The sequence below is a fragment of the Serratia sp. Tan611 genome (genome assembly GCF_905188235.1).
GTDB classification, from domain to species: domain Bacteria; phylum Pseudomonadota; class Gammaproteobacteria; order Enterobacterales; family Enterobacteriaceae; genus Serratia_B; species Serratia_B rhizosphaerae.
The window spans coordinates 3,811,451-3,831,492 of sequence record NZ_LR994655.1; the positions used below are offsets into that span (position 1 = coordinate 3,811,451).

Annotated in this window: 14 protein-coding genes, 2 tRNA genes and 3 rRNA genes; 9 read left to right on the top strand and 10 right to left on the bottom strand. The window is 55.8% G+C overall.

Annotated elements, in window-relative coordinates:
- Positions 1 to 33 precede the first annotated feature (33 nt).
- The 3 genes from TAN611_RS17995 to TAN611_RS18005 all read left to right on the top strand — a co-directional run bounded on the left by TAN611_RS17995 (position 34) and on the right by TAN611_RS18005 (position 4,599).
- Positions 34 to 2,685: a bifunctional acetate--CoA ligase family protein/GNAT family N-acetyltransferase gene (locus TAN611_RS17995; RefSeq protein ID WP_111736573.1), complete on the top strand. Its 2,652-nt coding sequence runs from the start codon at positions 34 to 36 to the stop codon at positions 2,683 to 2,685.
- Between the two features lie 152 nt (positions 2,686 to 2,837).
- Entirely contained in the window at positions 2,838 to 4,193 is a 1,356-nt protein-coding gene (gene pssA, locus TAN611_RS18000) for a CDP-diacylglycerol--serine O-phosphatidyltransferase (protein WP_172606261.1), read from the top strand.
- A gap of 76 nt (positions 4,194 to 4,269) precedes the next feature.
- Positions 4,270 to 4,599: a YfiM family lipoprotein gene (locus TAN611_RS18005; protein ID WP_105232276.1), complete on the top strand. Its 330-nt coding sequence runs from the start codon at positions 4,270 to 4,272 to the stop codon at positions 4,597 to 4,599.
- 1 nt (position 4,600) lies between these two features.
- Here TAN611_RS18005 and TAN611_RS18010 read toward each other — a convergent pair whose 3' ends face one another.
- The 7 genes from TAN611_RS18010 to gmhB form a co-directional block, all read right to left on the bottom strand.
- Positions 4,601 to 5,905, bottom strand: a complete 1,305-nt coding sequence (locus TAN611_RS18010; RefSeq protein WP_105232277.1) for an MFS family transporter — start codon at positions 5,903 to 5,905, stop codon at positions 4,601 to 4,603.
- 239 nt (positions 5,906 to 6,144) lie between these two features.
- Positions 6,145 to 6,260 (bottom strand): 5S ribosomal RNA (gene rrf / locus TAN611_RS18015).
- A gap of 106 nt (positions 6,261 to 6,366) precedes the next feature.
- Positions 6,367 to 9,274: ribosomal RNA gene (locus TAN611_RS18020) — 23S ribosomal RNA — on the bottom strand.
- A gap of 207 nt (positions 9,275 to 9,481) precedes the next feature.
- A tRNA-Ala gene (locus TAN611_RS18025) sits at positions 9,482 to 9,557 on the bottom strand.
- A gap of 130 nt (positions 9,558 to 9,687) precedes the next feature.
- A tRNA-Ile gene (locus TAN611_RS18030) sits at positions 9,688 to 9,764 on the bottom strand.
- A 74-nt stretch (positions 9,765 to 9,838) separates the two neighbouring features.
- A 16S ribosomal RNA gene (locus TAN611_RS18035) occupies positions 9,839 to 11,380 on the bottom strand.
- Together the 16S, 23S and 5S rRNA genes with 2 tRNA genes alongside form the textbook arrangement of a ribosomal RNA operon.
- Before the next feature lie 391 nt (positions 11,381 to 11,771).
- Positions 11,772 to 12,335 carry a D-glycero-beta-D-manno-heptose 1,7-bisphosphate 7-phosphatase gene (gene gmhB / locus TAN611_RS18040; RefSeq protein WP_105232278.1) on the bottom strand — a complete coding sequence of 188 codons (564 nt, stop codon included), beginning with the start codon at positions 12,333 to 12,335 and terminating at the stop codon, positions 11,772 to 11,774.
- Positions 12,336 to 12,520: 185 nt separating this feature from the next.
- On the opposite strand from gmhB, the gene metN reads away from it, so the two are divergent.
- The 6 genes from metN (at position 12,521) to proS (ending at position 18,172) form a co-directional block, all read left to right on the top strand.
- Positions 12,521 to 13,552 carry a methionine ABC transporter ATP-binding protein MetN gene (metN, locus tag TAN611_RS18045; protein ID WP_105232279.1) on the top strand — a complete coding sequence of 344 codons (1,032 nt, stop codon included), beginning with the start codon at positions 12,521 to 12,523 and terminating at the stop codon, positions 13,550 to 13,552.
- A complete protein-coding gene (locus tag TAN611_RS18050; protein ID WP_105232280.1) occupies positions 13,545 to 14,198 on the top strand; it encodes a methionine ABC transporter permease MetI in 654 nt (217 codons plus the stop codon). The genes metN and TAN611_RS18050 overlap by 8 nt, the downstream gene beginning before the upstream one ends.
- Positions 14,199 to 14,254: 56 nt before the next feature.
- On the top strand, positions 14,255 to 15,070 hold the full coding sequence (locus tag TAN611_RS18055; protein ID WP_105232281.1) for a MetQ/NlpA family lipoprotein: 816 nt from the start codon (positions 14,255 to 14,257) through the stop codon (positions 15,068 to 15,070).
- A 154-nt stretch (positions 15,071 to 15,224) separates the two neighbouring features.
- Positions 15,225 to 15,629: an Rcs stress response system protein RcsF gene (gene rcsF, locus TAN611_RS18060; RefSeq protein WP_105232282.1), complete on the top strand. Its 405-nt coding sequence runs from the start codon at positions 15,225 to 15,227 to the stop codon at positions 15,627 to 15,629.
- Entirely contained in the window at positions 15,626 to 16,333 is a 708-nt protein-coding gene (gene tsaA / locus TAN611_RS18065) for a tRNA (N6-threonylcarbamoyladenosine(37)-N6)-methyltransferase TrmO (protein ID WP_203066826.1), read from the top strand. The genes rcsF and tsaA overlap by 4 nt, the downstream gene beginning before the upstream one ends.
- Positions 16,334 to 16,453: 120 nt before the next feature.
- Positions 16,454 to 18,172 carry a proline--tRNA ligase gene (gene proS, locus TAN611_RS18070; RefSeq protein WP_203066827.1) on the top strand — a complete coding sequence of 573 codons (1,719 nt, stop codon included), beginning with the start codon at positions 16,454 to 16,456 and terminating at the stop codon, positions 18,170 to 18,172.
- Positions 18,173 to 18,221: 49 nt separating this feature from the next.
- On the opposite strand, the gene nlpE is transcribed toward proS, so the two are convergent.
- The 3 genes from nlpE to TAN611_RS18085 are packed head-to-tail and all read right to left on the bottom strand — an operon-like array spanning position 18,222 to position 19,911.
- Entirely contained in the window at positions 18,222 to 18,905 is a 684-nt protein-coding gene (gene nlpE / locus TAN611_RS18075) for an envelope stress response activation lipoprotein NlpE (RefSeq protein WP_203066828.1), read from the bottom strand.
- A gap of 40 nt (positions 18,906 to 18,945) precedes the next feature.
- Positions 18,946 to 19,359 carry an alternative ribosome rescue aminoacyl-tRNA hydrolase ArfB gene (gene arfB, locus TAN611_RS18080; protein WP_105232287.1) on the bottom strand — a complete coding sequence of 138 codons (414 nt, stop codon included), beginning with the start codon at positions 19,357 to 19,359 and terminating at the stop codon, positions 18,946 to 18,948.
- A 3-nt stretch (positions 19,360 to 19,362) separates the two neighbouring features.
- Positions 19,363 to 19,911: a YaeQ family protein gene (locus TAN611_RS18085; RefSeq protein ID WP_203066829.1), complete on the bottom strand. Its 549-nt coding sequence runs from the start codon at positions 19,909 to 19,911 to the stop codon at positions 19,363 to 19,365.
- Positions 19,912 to 20,042: the final 131 nt, after the last annotated feature.

A 20,042-nucleotide genomic window follows, 5' to 3' on the forward strand; every position in this document is an offset into this window, starting at 1 on the left:
AGGCGACAACGTTGCGGTTAAAGGAGTGAGGTTATGAGTCAGCGAGGCTTGGAAGCGCTATTACGTCCCAAATCTATCGCCGTGCTGGGGGCGTCGCAACGGCCGGGACGTTCGGGCCATCTGATGATGCACAACCTGCTCGCCGGCGGTTTCAACGGCCCGATTCTGCCGGTCACGCCGCGCTATAAGGCGGTATGCGGCGTGATGGCCTATGCCGACGTCGCCAGCCTGCCGATCGCCCCCGACCTGGCAATTATCTGCACTCACGACTCACGCAATCTGCCACTGCTTGGCGCATTGGGCGAACGCGGCTGCAAAGCCGTGATTATTCTCTCCGCCCAGCCGGAGCAGTTCGCCGAGCTGAAAGCCTGCGCCCAGCGTTACGCCATACGCCTGCTGGGGCCGAATAGTCTCGGCCTGCTGGCGCCGTGGCAAGGCATCAACGCCAGTTTCTCACCGGTGCCGATACTGCCGGGCCGGCTGGCGTTTATTTCACAATCCGCCGCCGTCGCCAATACCATTCTCGACTGGGCGCAGCAGCGCGAGGTCGGCTTTTCCTATTTTGTCGCATTAGGCGACAGCCAGGATATCGACGTCGATGATCTACTGGACTTTCTGGCGCGCGACGCGAAAACCAGCGCCATCCTGCTGTATCTGGAAAATATTCACGATGCGCGCCGTTTCCTGTCAGCCTCGCGCAGCGCCTCCCGCAATAAGCCGATTCTGGTGGTAAAAAGCGGTCGCAGCCAGCAGGCCCAGCGTCTGCTGAACGGCCAGCAGGGGCTGGACGCCGCCTATGATGCCGCCATCCAGCGCGCCGGCCTGCTGCGCGTGCAGGATACCCACGAGCTGTTCTCGGCGGTGGAGACCCTCAGCCATATGCACCCTCTGCGCGGCGAGCGTCTGATGATTATCAGCAACGGCGCCGCGCCGGCGGCGATGGCGCTCGACCAGTTGCTGGCGCGCAACGGCAAACCGGCCATGCTGAGCGAAGAGACGCAGCAGCAACTCAGCGCGGCGCTGCCGGGTTTTATCCCGCTGAACAACCCGCTCGACCTGCATGATGACGCCACGCCGGAACGTTATCTGGCAGCGCTGCAGGTGCTGCTGGACAGCAACGATTACGACGCGCTGCTGCTGATTCATGCCCCCAGCGCCGCCGCGCCCGGCACCGTAACCGCGGAGAAACTGGTCGCGGCAATTCGCCAGCACCCGCGCGGCAAGCGCATTACGCTGCTGACCAACTGGTGCGGCGAATACTCCTCGCAGGAAGCCCGCAGGCTGTTCACCGACGCCGGGATACCCACCTACCGCACGCCGGAAGGCGCCGTGACCGCCTTTATGCATATGGTGGAGTACCGCCGCAATCAGAAACAGCTGAAGGAGACGCCGGCCCTGCCGGTCGGACTGACCGCCAATACCGCCGCCGCTCATCAGCTGATTCATCAGGCGCTGGCCGAAGGCGCCAGTCAACTGGATACCCATGAGGTGCAGCCGATCCTGCAGGCCTACGGCCTCAGCACGCTGCCGACCTGGATTGCTGGCGACAGCGCCGAAGCGGTGCATATCGCCGAGCAGATCGGTTATCCGGTGGCGCTGAAGCTGCGCTCGCCGGATATTCCGCATAAGTCCGAGGTTCAGGGGGTGATGCTCTATCTACGCACCGCCACCGAGGTGCAGCGCGCCGCCGATGCGATTCTCGATCGCGTCAAGCGTACCTATCCGCAGGCGCGCATCCACGGCCTGCTGGTGCAGAGCATGGCGAACCGCGCCGGCGCGCAGGAACTGCGGATCGCCGTTGAGCAGGATCCGATCTTCGGCCCGCTGATTATGCTGGGCGAAGGCGGCGTGGAGTGGCGGCAGGAACATCAGGCCGCCGTCGCCCTGCCGCCGCTCAATATGGCGCTGGCGCGCTATCTGGTGCTGCAGGCGGTGAAAGGCGGCAAGATTCGCGGCCGCAGTGCCCTGCGCCCGCTGGATATTCCCGGCCTTAGCCGGCTGCTGGTGCAGGTCTCCAACCTGATCCTCGACTGCCCGGAGATCGCCCGGCTGGATATTCATCCGGTGCTGGCGACCGGCAGCGAATTCACGCTGCTGGACGTATCAATGCAGCTGGCGCCGTTCAGCGGCGATCCGCAGGCGCGGTTGGCCATTCGCCCCTACCCGCAGGAGCTGGAAGAGACCATCACGCTGAAGAACGGTGCTCACTGTCTGTTCCGGCCGATCCTGCCGGAAGATGAGCCGGCGCTGAAGCACTTTATCGACCGCGTGACCAAAGAAGACCTTTATTACCGATATTTCAGCGAGATCAATGAGTTTAGTCATGATGACTTAGCGAATATGACGCAAATCGACTACGATCGTGAAATGGCATTTGTCGCGGTCGCCGAGGATCAGCAGATTATCGGCGTGACGCGCGCACTGTCCGACCCGGACAATACCGACGCCGAATTCGCCGTCCTGGTACGTTCCGATCTGAAAGGATTAGGCCTGGGTCGTCAACTGCTGGAAAAGATGATTGGCTATGCGCGCAGCCGCGGTCTGCTGCGTTTGAGCGGCATCACCATGCCGAATAACCGCGGTATGGTGACATTGGCAGAGAAACTGGGTTTTATGGTGGACGTACAGCTGGAAGACGGTATCGTCAATCTGACGCTGCCGCTGAAGTCCGGAAAAGCGGGGTGAGCTATGTCGCAACGCGTTACAAATCCACCATTTAATGCCAAAACATACGCACAATCGGGGCAACTAATGGTATTATCGACCACTTGTTCGATTTTATGTTGTCTGCATGTGGCGTTCCGGCCATCTAATCATGAGAGAAGAAGCGCACTGTGATGTTGTCAAAATTTAAACGTAGCAAACATCAACAACACCTTGCACAACTGCCAAAAATTCCCCAGTCGGTAGCTGATGTTCGTACGCTGTACACGCCGTCGGATTACCGCACCGCCTTACTTGACGCCATTGCCAACGCCACTCAGCGCATCTATCTGGTCGCCCTGTATCTTGAGCACGATGACGCCGGCCGCGATATTCTCAACGCGCTGTATCAGGCAAAGCAGCAGCGCCCTGAGCTGGAAATTTGCGTGTTGGTGGACTGGCATCGCGCACAGCGCGGCCGTATCGGCGCCGCCGCAGCCAATACCAACGCCGACTGGTACTGCGCCATGGCGCAGCAGCACCCGGATCTTAGCGTACCGGTGTACGGCGTGCCGGTGAATACCCGTGAAGCGCTGGGCGTACTGCACCTCAAAGGCTTTATCGTCGACGATACCGTGATCTACAGCGGCGCCAGCATCAACGATGTCTATCTGCATCAGCACGATAAATACCGTTACGATCGTTACCAGCTGCTTGGCAACGGCTCGTTGGCCAGCGCGATGGTCGACTATATCAGGCAGCATCTGCTGACCGCCGGCGCCGTGCAGCGCCTGGACCGCTGCGATCGCCCCAAAAGCCCGGAAATCAAAAACGAAACGCGGCAGTTTCGTCTTGCCCTGCGCCACGCCGGCTACCAGTACAGTGGTAGCGCAGGCAACGACGAGCTGGCGGTGACGCCGCTGGTCGGGCTGGGCAAACAAAGCGTGCTGAACAAGACCATCCATCACCTGATGGCCAGCACCGACCAAAAGCTGACGCTGTGCACCCCCTACTTCAACCTGCCGGCGCTGCTGGTGCGCAATATTATTTATCTGCTGCGCCAGGGCAAACAGGTGGAAATTATCGTCGGTGACAAAACCGCCAACGATTTCTATATTCCGCAGGATCAACCGTTCAAAATCATCGGCGCGCTGCCGTACCTGTATGAAATCAACCTGCGCCGCTTCGTTACCCGTCTGCAACGCTATGTCGATACCGGCCAGCTGATCGTCCGCCTGTGGAAGGACGGTGACAACAGTTACCACCTGAAAGGCATGTGGGTCGATGATGAATGGCAGCTGCTCACCGGCAATAACCTCAACCCGCGCGCCTGGCGGCTGGATTTGGAGAACGCCATCCTGATCCACGATCCTAACCAGGAAATGCGTGAACAGCGCGCCCAGGAACTGGAATGTATCCGCACCCACACCACCGTGGTCGGCCACTACCAGGAACTGGAAAGCATTCAGCAATACCCGGTAAAAGTACGCAAGCTGATCCGCCGATTACGACGCATCCGCATCGACCGGTTGATTAGCCGTATACTCTGATTCCGCTATAATTGATTCTCCAGACCCCGGCACGCGCCGGGGTTTTTGTACGCCATGACAACAGGACGTTTTCATTATGCGTGTATTGCATCTCTGCCTGCTGATCCCACTGTTATTCACCGGCGGCTGCAGCCATCTGGCCAACGACAGCTGGACCGGTAAAGACAAAGCCCAGCATTTTATCGGCTCTGCGGCGCTGGCCGCCGCCGGTAGCGCCTACGGCGACCATCAGAATTGGAGCGAGCCTCACAGCCGCACTTTCGGCCTGATGTTCGCCATCAGCGTCGGCGCCGCCAAAGAGCTGTATGACAGCCGCGAAGGCGGCACCGGCTGGAGCTGGAAGGATTTTGCCTGGGATGTTGCCGGGGCGGCGGCGGGCTATAGCCTGTACCACGCCACCCGCTGACTTACAGCTGAATCTCCTTCCCTTTGCGATGCAGCTTCAGCGAAACCAGCAGCGCCAGCAGGCTCATGCCGGACACATACCAGAAGAAGACATTCTCGATGCCGAATGACTTCAGCGACAGGGCGACGTATTCCGCCGAGCCGCCGAACATCGCATTGGCAACGGCATAAGACAGCCCCACGCCCAGCGCCCGCACCTCAGGCGGAAACATTTCCGCCTTCAGCAGGCCGCTGATCGAGGTATAAAAACTGATGATAATCAACGCCACAACAATCAAGCCAAAAGCGGCATAAGGACTGGAGACGCTTTTCAGAGTAAACAGAATCGGCACCGTTAACAGCGTCGCCAGCGTGGAGAAGATCAGCATGGAGTTACGACGGCCGATCTTATCCGACAGAGCTCCGGCTACCGGCTGCAGCAGCATAAAGACGAACAGCGCCGCCGTCATGATGCCGCTGGCCAGCCTGGCGTCCATACCGGCGGTATTGACCAGATATTTCTGCATATAGGTGGTAAAGGTATAAAACGTCAGCGAGCCTGCCGCAGTAAAACCCAGCACCATCAAGAATGCTTTGCGGTTTTTCCACAGCCCCCTCAGCGAACCGGCATCCTGATGATTACGGGTTGAGGCGTCAGACGTTTCGTTCAACGAGCGGCGCAAATAGAGCGCTACAACCGCCAGTACCGCCCCCAACGCAAACGGAATGCGCCAGCCCCAGGCCACTAACTCAGCATGAGACAGGATCTGCTGCAGCACCACCAGAACCAGCAATGCCAACAGCTGGCCACCGATCAGCGTGACATACTGGAAAGAAGCGTAAAAGCCGCGCTTGCCTTTCACCGCCACTTCACTCATATAGGTCGCGCTGGTGCCGTATTCACCACCGACCGACAGCCCCTGGAACAGGCGCGCAACCAGCAGCAGCACTGGCGCCCAGTTGCCGATCGACGCGTAGGTGGGCAGACAGGCGATCACCAGCGATCCCGCGCACATCATACAGACCGAGATCAGCATGGAGTTTTTACGGCCATGCTTATCGGCGATATAGCCAAACAGCCAACCGCCGATCGGCCGCATAAAGAAGCCGGCGGCGAAAATGCCGGCAGTTTGCAGCAGTTGGGTGGTACTGTTGCCTGCCGGAAAAAAAGCGGCGGCAAAATAGATCGAGCAGAAGGAATAAACGTAGAAATCAAACCACTCCACCAGGTTGCCCGATGAAGCGCCAACAATGGCAAAGATTCGCTTTTTTTTATCTTGTGCCTCTAACGTAGCGGCATCCCCGAGCGGTGAGGTTGTTTCAGTCATTATCTATTCTCCAAGCCAGTGTTTTGGCACCCTGCAGGTTTATTGTTGCTTTGTTGTTTACAACAAATTAACAACTTAATGAGTAGCAGGCGAAGAATATTGTCGTGATTTTTGTGATACGGATTAAACAGTAGGATGAAAGTCACGCACTGTTACAGTGCGCCCGTATAAAACGATCCTAACGGCCAAAAACGCAAAAAGCCTCATGCTTTCGCATGAGGCTTCTTACTTTGTTTGATGCCTGGCAGTGTCCTACTCTCGCATGGGGAGACCCCACACTACCATCGGCGCTACGGCGTTTCACTTCTGAGTTCGGCATGGGGTCAGGTGGGACCACCGCGCTATTGCCGCCAGGCAAATTCTGTTTCAATCAACCCGCAACGCTTCCACGTCGCCAGTCAATCCAATCTCGGAACTTCACTGAAAATCAAATCACGTCTCTAAAACACCTTCGGTGTTGTAAGGTTAAGCCTCACGGTTCATTAGTACTGGTTAGCTCAATGCATCGCTGCACTTACACACCCAGCCTATCAACGTCTTAGTCTTAAACGTTCCTTCAGGGGCCTTAAAGGCCCAGGGAAGACTCATCTTGAGGCAAGTTTCGCGCTTAGATGCTTTCAGCGCTTATCTTTTCCGCACTTAGCTACCGGGCAATGCCATTGGCATGACAACCCGAACACCAGTGGTGCGTTCACTCCGGTCCTCTCGTACTAGGAGCAACCCCTCTCAATCTTCCAACGCCCACGGCAGATAGGGACCGAACTGTCTCACGACGTTCTAAACCCAGCTCGCGTACCACTTTAAATGGCGAACAGCCATACCCTTGGGACCTACTTCAGCCCCAGGATGTGATGAGCCGACATCGAGGTGCCAAACACCGCCGTCGATATGAACTCTTGGGCGGTATCAGCCTGTTATCCCCGGAGTACCTTTTATCCGTTGAGCGATGGCCCTTCCATTCAGAACCACCGGATCACTAAGACCTGCTTTCGCACCTGCTCGAGCCGTCACTCTCGCAGTCAAGCTAGCTTATGCCTTTGCACTAACCTCACGATGTCCGACCGTGATTAGCTAACCTTCGTGCTCCTCCGTTACTCTTTGGGAGGAGACCGCCCCAGTCAAACTACCCACCAGACACTGTCCTCACCCCCGATTAGGGGGCCGAGTTAGAACATCAAACATTAAAGGGTGGTATTTCAAGGTTGGCTCCATGCAGACTGGCGTCCACACTTCAAAGCCTCCCACCTATCCTACACATCAAGGCTCAATGTTCAGTGTCAAGCTATAGTAAAGGTTCACGGGGTCTTTCCGTCTTGCCGCGGGTACACTGCATCTTCACAGCGAGTTCAATTTCACTGAGTCTCGGGTGGAGACAGCCTGGCCATCATTACGCCATTCGTGCAGGTCGGAACTTACCCGACAAGGAATTTCGCTACCTTAGGACCGTTATAGTTACGGCCGCCGTTTACCGGGGCTTCGATCAAGAGCTTCTGGTTACCCATAACCCCATCAATTAACCTTCCGGCACCGGGCAGGCGTCACACCGTATACGTCCACTTTCGTGTTTGCACAGTGCTGTGTTTTTATTAAACAGTTGCAGCCAGCTGGTATCTGCGACTGGCTTCAGCTCCATCCGCGAGGGACTTCACCTACGCGCCAGCGTGCCTTCTCCCGAAGTTACGGCACCATTTTGCCTAGTTCCTTCACCCGAGTTCTCTCAAGCGCCTGGGTATTCTCTACCTGACCACCTGTGTCGGTTTGGGGTACGATTTCGTGTTACCTGGAGCTTAGAGGCTTTTCCTGGAAGCTTGGCATCAACTACTTCTGCACCGTAGTGCATCGTCATCACGCCTCAGGGTTAACAAGTAACCGGATTTACCAGGTCACTCCCCCTACACGCTTAAACCGAGACAACCGTCGCTCGGCTAGCCTAGCCTTCTCCGTCCCCCCTTCGCAGTAACACCAAGTACAGGAATATTAACCTGTTTCCCATCGACTACGCTTTTCAGCCTCGCCTTAGGGGTCGACTCACCCTGCCCCGATTAACGTTGGACAGGAACCCTTGGTCTTCCGGCGTGCGGGTTTTTCACCCGCATTATCGTTACTTATGTCAGCATTCGCACTTCTGATACCTCCAGCATGCCTCGCAGCACACCTTCAACGGCTTACAGAACGCTCCCCTACCCAACAACACCTAAGTGTCGCTGCCGCAGCTTCGGTGCATGGTTTAGCCCCGTTACATCTTCCGCGCAGGCCGACTCGACCAGTGAGCTATTACGCTTTCTTTAAATGATGGCTGCTTCTAAGCCAACATCCTGGCTGTCTGTGCCTTCCCACATCGTTTCCCACTTAACCATGACTTTGGGACCTTAGCTGGCGGTCTGGGTTGTTTCCCTCTTCACGACGGACGTTAGCACCCGCCGTGTGTCTCCCGTGATAACATTCTTCGGTATTCGGAGTTTGCATCGGTTTGGTAAGCCGGGATGGCCCCCTAGCCGAAACAGTGCTCTACCCCCGAAGATGAGTTCACGAGGCGCTACCTAAATAGCTTTCGGGGAGAACCAGCTATCTCCCGGTTTGATTGGCCTTTCACCCCCAGCCACAAGTCATCCGCTAATTTTTCAACATTAGTCGGTTCGGTCCTCCAGTTAGTGTTACCCAACCTTCAACCTGCCCATGGCTAGATCACCGGGTTTCGGGTCTATACCTTGCAACTAGACGCCCAGTTAAGACTCGGTTTCCCTACGGCTCCCCTATTCGGTTAACCTTGCTACAAAATATAAGTCGCTGACCCATTATACAAAAGGTACGCAGTCACACCACGAAGGTGCTCCCACTGCTTGTACGTACACGGTTTCAGGTTCTATTTCACTCCCCTCGCCGGGGTTCTTTTCGCCTTTCCCTCACGGTACTGGTTCACTATCGGTCAGTCAGGAGTATTTAGCCTTGGAGGATGGTCCCCCCATATTCAGACAGGATAACACGTGTCCCGCCCTACTCATCGAACTCACGACCTGTGCATCTTCGTGTACGGGACTATCACCCTTTACTGTGCGACTTTCCAGACGCTTCCACTGACACACAAGCCGATTCAGGTTCTGGGCTCTTCCCCGTTCGCTCGCCGCTACTGGGGGAATCTCGGTTGATTTCTTTTCCTCGGGGTACTTAGATGTTTCAGTTCCCCCGGTTCGCCTCATGCCACTATGTATTCATGACATGATAATGTGTCGAAACACACTGGGTTTCCCCATTCGGGTATCGTCGGTTATAACGGTTCATATCACCTTACCGACGCTTTTCGCAGATTAGCACGCCCTTCATCGCCTCTGACTGCCTAGGCATCCACCGTGTACGCTTAGTCACTTAACCTCACAACCCGAAGGTGTCTTCCGACATCGTCGCGTTGCTACATTTGAGAGACTCTATGACAGGTTACTCCTCATCCCAAACGTCTACGGGGGACAAGTTTCAGCTGCCATGTTTCAATTTTCAGCTTGTTCCAGATTGTTAAAGAGCAAAATACTTCGCAGCATACTGTTGCCAATATACTCTGAAGTATTGATTTTCGGACTTATATGGTGGAGCTAAGCGGGATCGAACCGCTGACCTCCTGCGTGCAAGGCAGGCGCTCTCCCAGCTGAGCTATAGCCCCATATAATCGCGTGCAATACCTTTGTTATTACCAACTCGTAAAGAGTTAATTCTTTCTTAGGCAAGGCATGCGACCGGGAAGTTTACTTTGGTAAACGTACCGAGAGCATAACGCAGCATAAGGAAGAATTTGGTAGGCCTGAGTGGACTTGAACCACCGACCTCACCCTTATCAGGGGTGCGCTCTAACCACCTGAGCTACAAGCCTATAAAGGTATTTCTGCTCGTTACTTTTTCATCAGACAATCTGTGTGGACACTGCACAGTCAGGATATCTTTAGGTAAGGAGGTGATCCAACCGCAGGTTCCCCTACGGTTACCTTGTTACGACTTCACCCCAGTCATGAATCACAAAGTGGTAAGCGCCCTCCCGAAGGTTAAGCTACCTACTTCTTTTGCAACCCACTCCCATGGTGTGACGGGCGGTGTGTACAAGGCCCGGGAACGTATTCACCGTAGCATTCTGATCTACGATTACTAGCGATTCCGACTTCATGGAGTCGAGTTGCAGACTCCAATCCGGACTACGACGTACTTTATGAGGTCCGCTTGCCTTCGCAGGTTCGCTTCTCTTTGTATACGCCATTGTAGCACGTGTGTAGCCCTACTCGTAAGGGCCATGATGACTTGACGTCATCCCCACCTTCCTCCAGTTTATCACTGGCAGTCTCCTTTGAGTTCCCGGCCGAACCGCTGGCAACAAAGGATAAGGGTTGCGCTCGTTGCGGGACTTAACCCAACATTTCACAACACGAGCTGACGACAGCCATGCAGCACCTGTCTCAGAGTTCCCGAAGGCACCAATCCATCTCTGGAAAGTTCTCTGGATGTCAAGAGTAGGTAAGGTTCTTCGCGTTGCATCGAATTAAACCACATGCTCCACCGCTTGTGCGGGCCCCCGTCAATTCATTTGAGTTTTAACCTTGCGGCCGTACTCCCCAGGCGGTCGATTTAACGCGTTAGCTCCGGAAGCCACGCCTCAAGGGCACAACCTCCAAATCGACATCGTTTACGGCGTGGACTACCAGGGTATCTAATCCTGTTTGCTCCCCACGCTTTCGCACCTGAGCGTCAGTCTTCGTCCAGGGGGCCGCCTTCGCCACCGGTATTCCTCCAGATCTCTACGCATTTCACCGCTACACCTGGAATTCTACCCCCCTCTACGAGACTCTAGTCTGCCAGTTTCAAATGCAGTTCCCAAGTTAAGCTCGGGGATTTCACATCTGACTTAACAAACCGCCTGCGTGCGCTTTACGCCCAGTAATTCCGATTAACGCTTGCACCCTCCGTATTACCGCGGCTGCTGGCACGGAGTTAGCCGGTGCTTCTTCTGCGAGTAACGTCAATGTAATGCCGTATTAAGACACTACCCTTCCTCCTCGCTGAAAGTGCTTTACAACCCGAAGGCCTTCTTCACACACGCGGCATGGCTGCATCAGGCTTGCGCCCATTGTGCAATATTCCCCACTGCTGCCTCCCGTAGGAGTCTGGACCGTGTCTCAGTTCCAGTGTGGCTGGTCATCCTCTCAGACCAGCTAGGGATCGTCGCCTAGGTGAGCCATTACCCCACCTACTAGCTAATCCCATCTGGGCACATCCGATGGTGTGAGGCCCGAAGGTCCCCCACTTTGGTCCGAAGACGTTATGCGGTATTAGCCACCGTTTCCAGTGGTTATCCCCCTCCATCGGGCAGTTTCCCAGACATTACTCACCCGTCCGCCGCTCGCCGGCAAAGTAGCAAGCTACTTTCCGCTGCCGCTCGACTTGCATGTGTTAGGCCTGCCGCCAGCGTTCAATCTGAGCCATGATCAAACTCTTCAATTAAAAGCTTGATTCGCTAAGTTAATAGCTATTGCTCAAAGATTTACTGCATGAATTTTACTTCAGTTAGTCACTCTTCAAGACTTGATATTTTTTTGCATCCGAAGATGCTGGATATCGTCTTGTGAGTGCCCACACAGATTGTCTGATAAATTGTTAAAGAGCAGTGAGTTACGTGCTTTCGCTTGCTAACTCGAGGTGGCGTATATTACGCTTTCCTCTTTCAGAGTCAATTCATTTTTTCAGAATTTTTTTCCCTGTCGACCCCGGATACTCTGTGATGTTGTTCACATGTTCCGTGTCGATGGAGGCGCATTATAGGGAGGCGATTCAGAATGACAAGGATTAATATTCACTTTTTTCTCAACCGCTCACTATTACGCCACAACGTCGATTAAACCCGCTGTTTTATCGCCTGCGGCAGCTCAGCCAGACTATTTAACACCCAATCGGCCTGTTGCTCCCCTTCTGCCGTTACCGCTTTGCCGGTACGCACCAGAACTTTCATGCCGACACCCGCAGCGGCGGCGGCCTGCATATCTTCCGGTTTATCGCCCACCATATAAGAAGCGGCCATATCAATATTCAGTTCCTGCTGCGCCTGCAGCAGCATGCCCGGCTGTGGTTTGCGGCAGTCGCACACCTGACGCAGCTCTTCTACCGTTCCTTCCGGGTGATGCGGGCAGAAATAGATGCCGTCGAAGTCGACGCCACGGTCAGCCAGCGACCAGTCCATCCATTCGGTGAGATACATAAACTGCTCTTCGCTGAACATCCCGCGCGCAATGCCCGACTGATTGGTTACCAGCACCAACGCAAAGCCCATGTTTTTTAATTCACGGCATGCATCGATCACACCATCAATAAATTGGAAGTCATCGATTTCATGGACATAGCCATGGTCGACATTGATCGTGCCGTCACGATCTAAAAAAATAGCTGGAACGCTTTGTGTCACCGGTTTGCTCCTGAGGGCCTGAAAACGCGGACAGTATCGCATGTTTTACCCCATACTGAGAACGGTAGCGAAAGCTCCCCCGTTGACTTAGACGTCTAGACGCCTTAACATCTGACCATGCCTTGGTTCCACGCCAAGGTTTACTTTTATCTAGCCACGGGCAACCACGCTAAAATAAGAAGAATATGATTAAACTCTCTAACATTACCAAAGTGTTCCAGCAGGGCTCGCGTACCATTAACGCGCTCTCAGACGTGACTCTCCACGTCCCTGCCGGGCAAATTTATGGCGTTATCGGTTCATCCGGGGCCGGTAAGAGTACGCTTATCCGCTGCGCCAATATGCTTGAGCGCCCGACATCAGGCCAGGTTCTGGTGGACGGCCAGGATCTGACCGCCCTGTCAGAAAGCGAACTGACGCGCGCGCGCCGCCAAATCGGCATGATTTTCCAACACTTCAACTTACTGTCGTCCCGCACCGTCTTCGGCAACGTCGCGCTGCCGCTGGAGTTGGACAACACCCCGCGCGCCGACATCAAAAAGCGCGTCGGCGAACTGCTGGAGCTGGTCGGTCTGGCCGATAAGCACGACGCCTACCCGGCCAACCTGTCCGGCGGGCAAAAGCAGCGCGTGGCGATCGCGCGCGCGCTGGCCAGCCAGCCTAAAGTACTGCTGTGCGACGAAGCCACCAGCGCCCTGGACCCGGCCACCACCCGTTCGATTCTGGAACTGCTGAAAGACATTAACCGTCGCCTGGGGCTGACCATCCTGCTTATCACCCACGAAATGGACGTGGTAAAACGCATCTGCGATCAGGTCGCCGTTATCAGCCAGGGTCAACTGATTGAAAAAGACAGCGTCAGCGAAGTGTTCTCGCACCCGAAAACGCCGCTGGCGCAGCAGTTTATTCAGTCCACGCTGCATCTGGATATTCCTGACGATTATGCCGAGCGCCTGAGTCCGGAACGCAGCGGCGACCGTCAACCCCTGCTGCGCCTGGAGTTCACCGGCCAGTCGGTGGATGCGCCGCTGCTGTCCGAAGCAGCTCGCCGCTTCAACGTCAACAACAATATTATCAGCGCGCAGATGGATTATGCGGGCGGAGTGAAATTCGGTGTGATGCTGGCAGAGCTGCACGGCAGCGATGAAGACGCACTGGCGACGATTAAATTCCTGCAAGAAAATCAGGTAAAAGTAGAGGTTCTGGGTTATGTCTGAGGCAATGATGTGGTTAATGGCGCGTGGCGTGTGGGAAACCGTCATGATGACCTTTGTCTCCGGCTTCTTCGGGTTTATCATCGGCCTGCCCGTCGGCGTGCTGCTGTATGTCACCCGTCCGGGACAGATTATCGCCAACCCGGCGCTGTATAAAGTGCTGTCCGCACTGGTGAATATTTTCCGTTCCATTCCATTTATTATTTTGCTGGTCTGGATGATTCCCTTCACGCGCATGATCGTCGGCACCTCCATCGGCCTGCAGGCGGCGATCGTGCCGCTGACCGTCGGCGCAGCGCCGTTTATCGCCCGTATGGTGGAGAACGCCCTGCTGGAGATCCCGTCCGGTCTGGTGGAGGCCGCGCGCGCCATGGGCGCCACGCCGCTGCAGATCATCAAAAAAGTTCTGCTGCCGGAAGCGCTTCCGGGTCTGGTTAACGCCGCCACCATCACACTGATCACTCTGGTGGGCTATTCCGCCATGGGCGGTGCCGTCGGCGCCGGCGGCCTGGGGCAGATTGGTTATCAGTATGGTTATATCGGATATAACGCCACGGTGATGAATACCGTATTAGTATTACTGGTGATCCTGGTGTATCTGATCCAGTTCTGCGGCGATCGGGTTGTCAAAGCCGTCACCCATAAATAAGTTTCACAGCAACGCGCACAGCATCTTTGTATGCGAGTCTAATAAGAGGAAGGGATATGTCGTTAAAACTTAAATCCATCGCGGCAATCGGCGCACTGATCGGCTCTCTGGCTCTGGCTGGCTGCGGCCAGGATGAAAAAGATCCAAACCATATCAAGGTCGGCGTGATCGTCGGCGCAGAACAGCAGGTTGCAGAAGTCGCGCAAAAAGTGGCGAAAGACAAATATGGCCTTGACGTTGAGCTGGTAACCTTCAACGACTATGTCCTGCCTAACGAAGCGCTGAGCAAAGGCGATATCGACGTTAACGCCTTCCAGCACAAACCGTATCTGGATCAGCAGATCAAGGATCGCGGTTATAAACTGGTGCCGGTCGGCAATACCTTTGTGTATCCGATTGCCGGTTACTCGAAGAAAATCAAATCGCTGAGCGAACTGCAGCCTGGCTCGCAAATCGCGCTGCCGAACGATCCAACCAACCTGGGCCGTTCTCTGCTGTTACTGCAGTCTGAAGGGCTGATCAAGCTGAAAGACGGCGTGGGCCTGCTGCCGACCATTCTGGACGTGACCGAAAACCCGAAAAACCTGAAGCTGGTTGAATTGGAAGCGCCACAGCTGCCACGCTCGCTGGACGATCAGCAAATCGCGCTGGCGGTAATCAACACCACCTACGCCAGCCAGATTGGCCTGACTCCGGCCAAAGACGGCCTGTTTGTTGAAGGTAAAGATTCGCCTTACGTCAACCTGCTGGTTGCGCGTGAAAACAACAAAGATGCGGAAAACGTGAAAAAATTCGTTCAGGCTTATCAGTCAGACGAAGTGAACGAAGCCGCGAACAAAATCTTCAACGGCGGCGCGGTGAAAGGCTGGTAATTCCACGCTTTTTACGGTGGGATAACATCAGATAGCTCGCAATCTTAAGGCTATTTTGTTCCTATAATTGCAAGACGGGCTTCGGCCCGTCTTGTTATTTCCACCATAGATTGCTTCAATAGCGCCACTTTTATGAAAAGGCAGAGGAATCTCTATGCGTGCTTTACCTCTCTGTTTGTTAGCGCTTGCGCTTAGCGGCTGCTCCATGCTGCATACCGAATCAACCCCGACAAACAGTACCAGCAAACCCACGACCACAACGTCAAGCAAACCTGCGCCAGCGCCCCGCCCTGCGCCGGTAAAACTGTATAAAAGCGCAGAAGAGCTGGTCGGCAAGCCGTTCCGCGATCTGGGTGAAGTCTCCGGCGAATCTTGCCAGACCACCATTCAGGACTCCCCGCCGAACATGACCACCGCACGTAAACGTATGCAGATCCGCGCCTCCTATATGAAGGCCAACGCCGTGCTGCTGCACGACTGCCAGATTGTCAAAGGCGTCGCCGGCTGTTACCAACAGGCCGTCTGCCAGGGTTCTGCGCTTAACGTTTCGTCCAAATGAGTGAATTTGTTGTCAATCAGATCGGAACTATCCGCTCGCCGTATAAAGAAAAATTCGCCGTTCCCAGGCAACCGGGGCTGGTAGAAGACGGCGGCGGCGAGTTGCTGTTGCTGCCGCCTTACAATCAGGCCGAAGCAGTACGCGGCCTTGAGGCGTTCAGCCATCTGTGGGTGATGTTTATTTTTCACCAAACCATGGATGGCGGCTGGCGCCCCACCGTGCGGCCGCCGCGCCTCGGCGGCAATGCCCGCATGGGCGTGTTCGCCACCCGTTCGACCTTCCGCCCCAACCCCATCGGCATGTCGCTGGTCGAGCTGAAAAAAGTGCGCATTCAGGGCGGTGAGGTCGTACTGGAACTCGGCAGTCTGGATCTGGTGGATGGTACGCCGGTGGTGGATATCAAACCCTACCTGCCGTTCGCCGAAAGCCAGCCGCAGGCCGTGGCCGGCTTTGCCCAGGCGGCGCCGACGGCGGATATGCCCGTCAGCTTTTCACCGCTGGCGGAACAGCAACTGCTGCAGCAACAAACGCGCTACCCTCAGCTGCGCCGTTTCATTACCCAGGTGCTGGCGCAGGATCCGCGTCCAGCCTACCGTAAGGGGGAAGATACAGGGCGAGATTATGCCGTCTGGCTTCTGGACTTCAACGTGCGTTGGCGGGTCATCGCCGGCATGACCGAGGTGCTGTCGCTGGAGCCGCGTTAAAATTCGTCCCGCTCTCTTTTGGCAACCGTCTCACGCTGTTAAACTAAATCACTTTTGACAATTTTGGCCGCCTTGTCGGCAGCCCGTTGCAATTTGCAGTTCTAACGGAACAAAAACACCATGCGTACTAGCCAATATATGCTCTCCACTCTGAAGGAGACCCCTGCCGATGCCGAAGTGATCAGCCACCAGCTGATGCTGCGCGCCGGGATGATTCGCAAGCTGGCCTCCGGTCTTTACACCTGGCTGCCGACCGGCCTGCGGGTTCTGAAAAAAGTTGAAAACATCGTTCGCGAAGAAATGAACAACGCCAATGCGATCGAAGTTTCCATGCCGGTGGTTCAGCCCGCCGATCTGTGGCAGGAAAGCGGCCGTTGGGAGCAATACGGCCCGGAATTATTGCGCTTCGTCGATCGCGGCGAACGTCCGTTCGTACTCGGCCCTACGCATGAGGAAGTGATTACCGATCTGATTCGCAATGAAATCAGCTCCTATAAACAGCTGCCGCTGAACTTCTTCCAGATTCAGACCAAATTCCGCGATGAAGTGCGCCCACGTTTCGGCGTGATGCGTTCCCGCGAATTCCTGATGAAAGACGCCTATTCGTTCCATACCACGCAGGAATCGCTGCAGGCGACCTATGACGCCATGTATGAAGCCTATAACAAGATCTTCTCCCGCATGGGGCTGGACTTCCGTCCGGTGCTGGCGGATACCGGCTCCATCGGCGGCAGCGCCTCGCATGAATTCCAGGTGCTGGCCGACAGCGGCGAGGACGATATCGTCTTCTCCACCGTGTCCGATTTCGCCGCCAACATCGAGCTGGCCGAAGCCGTCGCGCCGGCGCAGCCGCGCGCGGCCGCTACGGAAGAGCTGCGCATCGTCGATACGCCAAACGCCAAAACCATCGCCGAGCTGGTTGAACAGTTCCAGCTACCGGTGGAAAAAACCGTGAAAACGCTGCTGGTGCGCGCCAGCGAAGAGAGCGGCCATTCGCTGATCGCCCTGCTGGTACGTGGCGACCACGCGCTGAACGAGATCAAAGCGGAGAAACTGCCGCAGGTGGCAACGCCGCTGACCTTCGCCACCGAAGATGAGATTCGCGCCATCGTGGGCGCCGGCCCGGGTTCGCTTGGCCCGCTCAATATGCCGGTGCCGGTGGTGATCGACCGCAGCGTCGCGGCTATGAGCGATTTCGGCGCTGGCGCCAACGTTGACGATAAGCACTACTTCGGCATCAACTGGGAACGCGACCTGCCGCTGCCACAGGTGGCTGACATCCGCAACGTGGTTGAAGGCGACGCCAGCCCGGATGGTCAGGGTACGCTGCAGATCAAACGCGGCATCGAAGTCGGTCACATCTTCCAGTTGGGCACAAAATACTCGGAAGCCATGAAGGCGACCGTACAGGGTGAAGACGGCCGTAACCAGGTGCTGACCATGGGCTGCTACGGTATCGGCGTCACGCGTGTAGTGGCGGCGGCTATCGAACAGAACCATGACGAGCGCGGCATCATCTGGCCTGACGCTATCGCGCCGTTCCAGGTGGCGATTCTGCCAATGAACATGCACAAGTCTTTCCGCGTGCAGGAGCTGGCGGAAAAACTGTACGCCGAGCTGCGCGGCCACGGTATCGACGTGATCCTCGACGACCGTAAAGAGCGTCCGGGCGTCATGTTCGCCGATATGGAACTGATTGGCGTCCCGCACTCTATCGTCATCGGCGACCGCAACCTGGACAACGATGAGATCGAGTACAAAAACCGTCGCGACGGCGAAAAGCAAATGCTCAAAACCGGCGACATCGTCGATTATCTGGTTAAGCAGATCAAAGGCTAACGTTTCTCAGCCAACAAAAAACCCGCCGAGGCGGGTTTTTTTATCGCTGTTATTTGCTGTCGCAGCCTTTGGCCTTATCAAACTTGATGTTGCCATCCGGCACCAGCGCTTTCTCCATCATCCCCTCTTCCATCGACGGCTGTACGCTGAAGTGGCCGCTGAGCATCAGGAATACCGGCTCGCCGCCTTCCACGCCGCTGTTGGCGTAACCGCGCTCCAGCGCCAGGTTGTTATCCACCGGGAAGGTTTTACCAGTCGCACAGTCTTTAAACACTGCCGCATCCGCCATATAGGTGTAGCTGCCGCGCAGCGCCATCGGCGTTTTCGGCAAGAATTTTTCCACCGGCTGCAGCTGATAGTTCAGCTTGGAGTCAATCGGCGCGCCGCTTTGGTCCAGCATCTCCAGATTTTTCCCCACCGGATGGAAATAGCGCTTATCGCCGTTGCTGTCGGTCAGCACCAGCTTGTCCGCCGTGCGCGCCCATTTGCCGTAGTTGGCGAAGGTTTTATCACCGTCACGGCTGCCACGGTAGGTTTCCTGCAGCACGAAAGTGCCGTCTTCATCCAGGAACAGCGACGTATCCAGCCCCTCGCAGTCTGCACACGGCAATACGCCCTGATAGCTCTGCTTCATAGGCTGCAGCGCCTGCTCTTTTGGCTGGTAATGGTTGTTACAACCGAACAATGACAGCGTCCCTGCGGCTAATAACAGGGCAATAGTTATTTTTTTCACAGTTTTTCTCCTACTGTGCTTCTTATCTCGATGACAGATGTCAGGGACGAATCTTCCCTCGTAACGCCTTGGTTGCGCCTTTACGTACTTTGCTTTCCACGCGACGCCGCTGTGCGCCTTTGCTTGGCCGGGTCGGGCGGCGCGTTTTTTCTACCACCATCGCCTGACGGATCAACGCCACCAGCCGCGCCAACGCCGCTTCACGATTTAATTCCTGGCTGCGATACTCCTGCGCCTTGATCACCACCACCCCTTCGCTGGTAATCAGATGATGCGTAAAGGCCAGTAATCTTTCTTTATAATACTCTGGCAGGCTGGAGGCCCGGATGTCAAAGCGCAAATGGATCGCCGTTGAGGCTTTGTTCACATGCTGGCCGCCCGCCCCCTGCGCTCGGATGGCCGTCAGCACAATCTCATGGTCCGCAATGGCCACGCTTCGTGACAATTCCAGCAACGGTTACTCTCCGGCCTGCTGCCATTCGGCAAACTGGATTTCCAGACTACTCTGAGCATCGGACAACCAAATAGTTCCCTCCTGCAGTGTCGCCTGCAGCGTCATATTGCGGTTGGCCAGCGCCGCCAGCCGGGTCAGCTGTTCGTCATTTAAAAAGCGGATGCTGAGGTTGCGGTAAGCAGCAACCTTACTCTGCATCGACTGCCACCAGACCTGGGCGGCGCGCTCGCCGTAGGCATACAGCACCACGCACGGTGACTGGTTGCAGGCCTTTTTTAATCGTTTCTCATCCGGCAGCCCCAATTCAATCCACAGCTCCAGGCCGTTGTGGTCATTGCGCTGCCAGAGCTCCGGCTCATCATCGGCGCTTAGCCCTTTGGTAAACGTCAGGCGCTCATCGGCATGGCAAATCCACGCCAGCAGGCGCAGCATCATGCGCTGCTCGGTTTCCGAAGGGTGTTGAGCAAGGGTAAGCGCGGCGTCGTGATAGAAGTGCCTATCCATATCCGCAATATTGACCGTGGCTTTATAAATTGTCGCTTTCAGTGCCATGCGTAACCTCATTATTTCCAACGCACAGTGTACTTGATTTCATCCGTCAACGCAGGGAAAGCTCGGGATATTCAGCGCTGACCGGGGGTGCTGATAACTTAATAACACCGTGCTATAGTCGTTCAGGATCG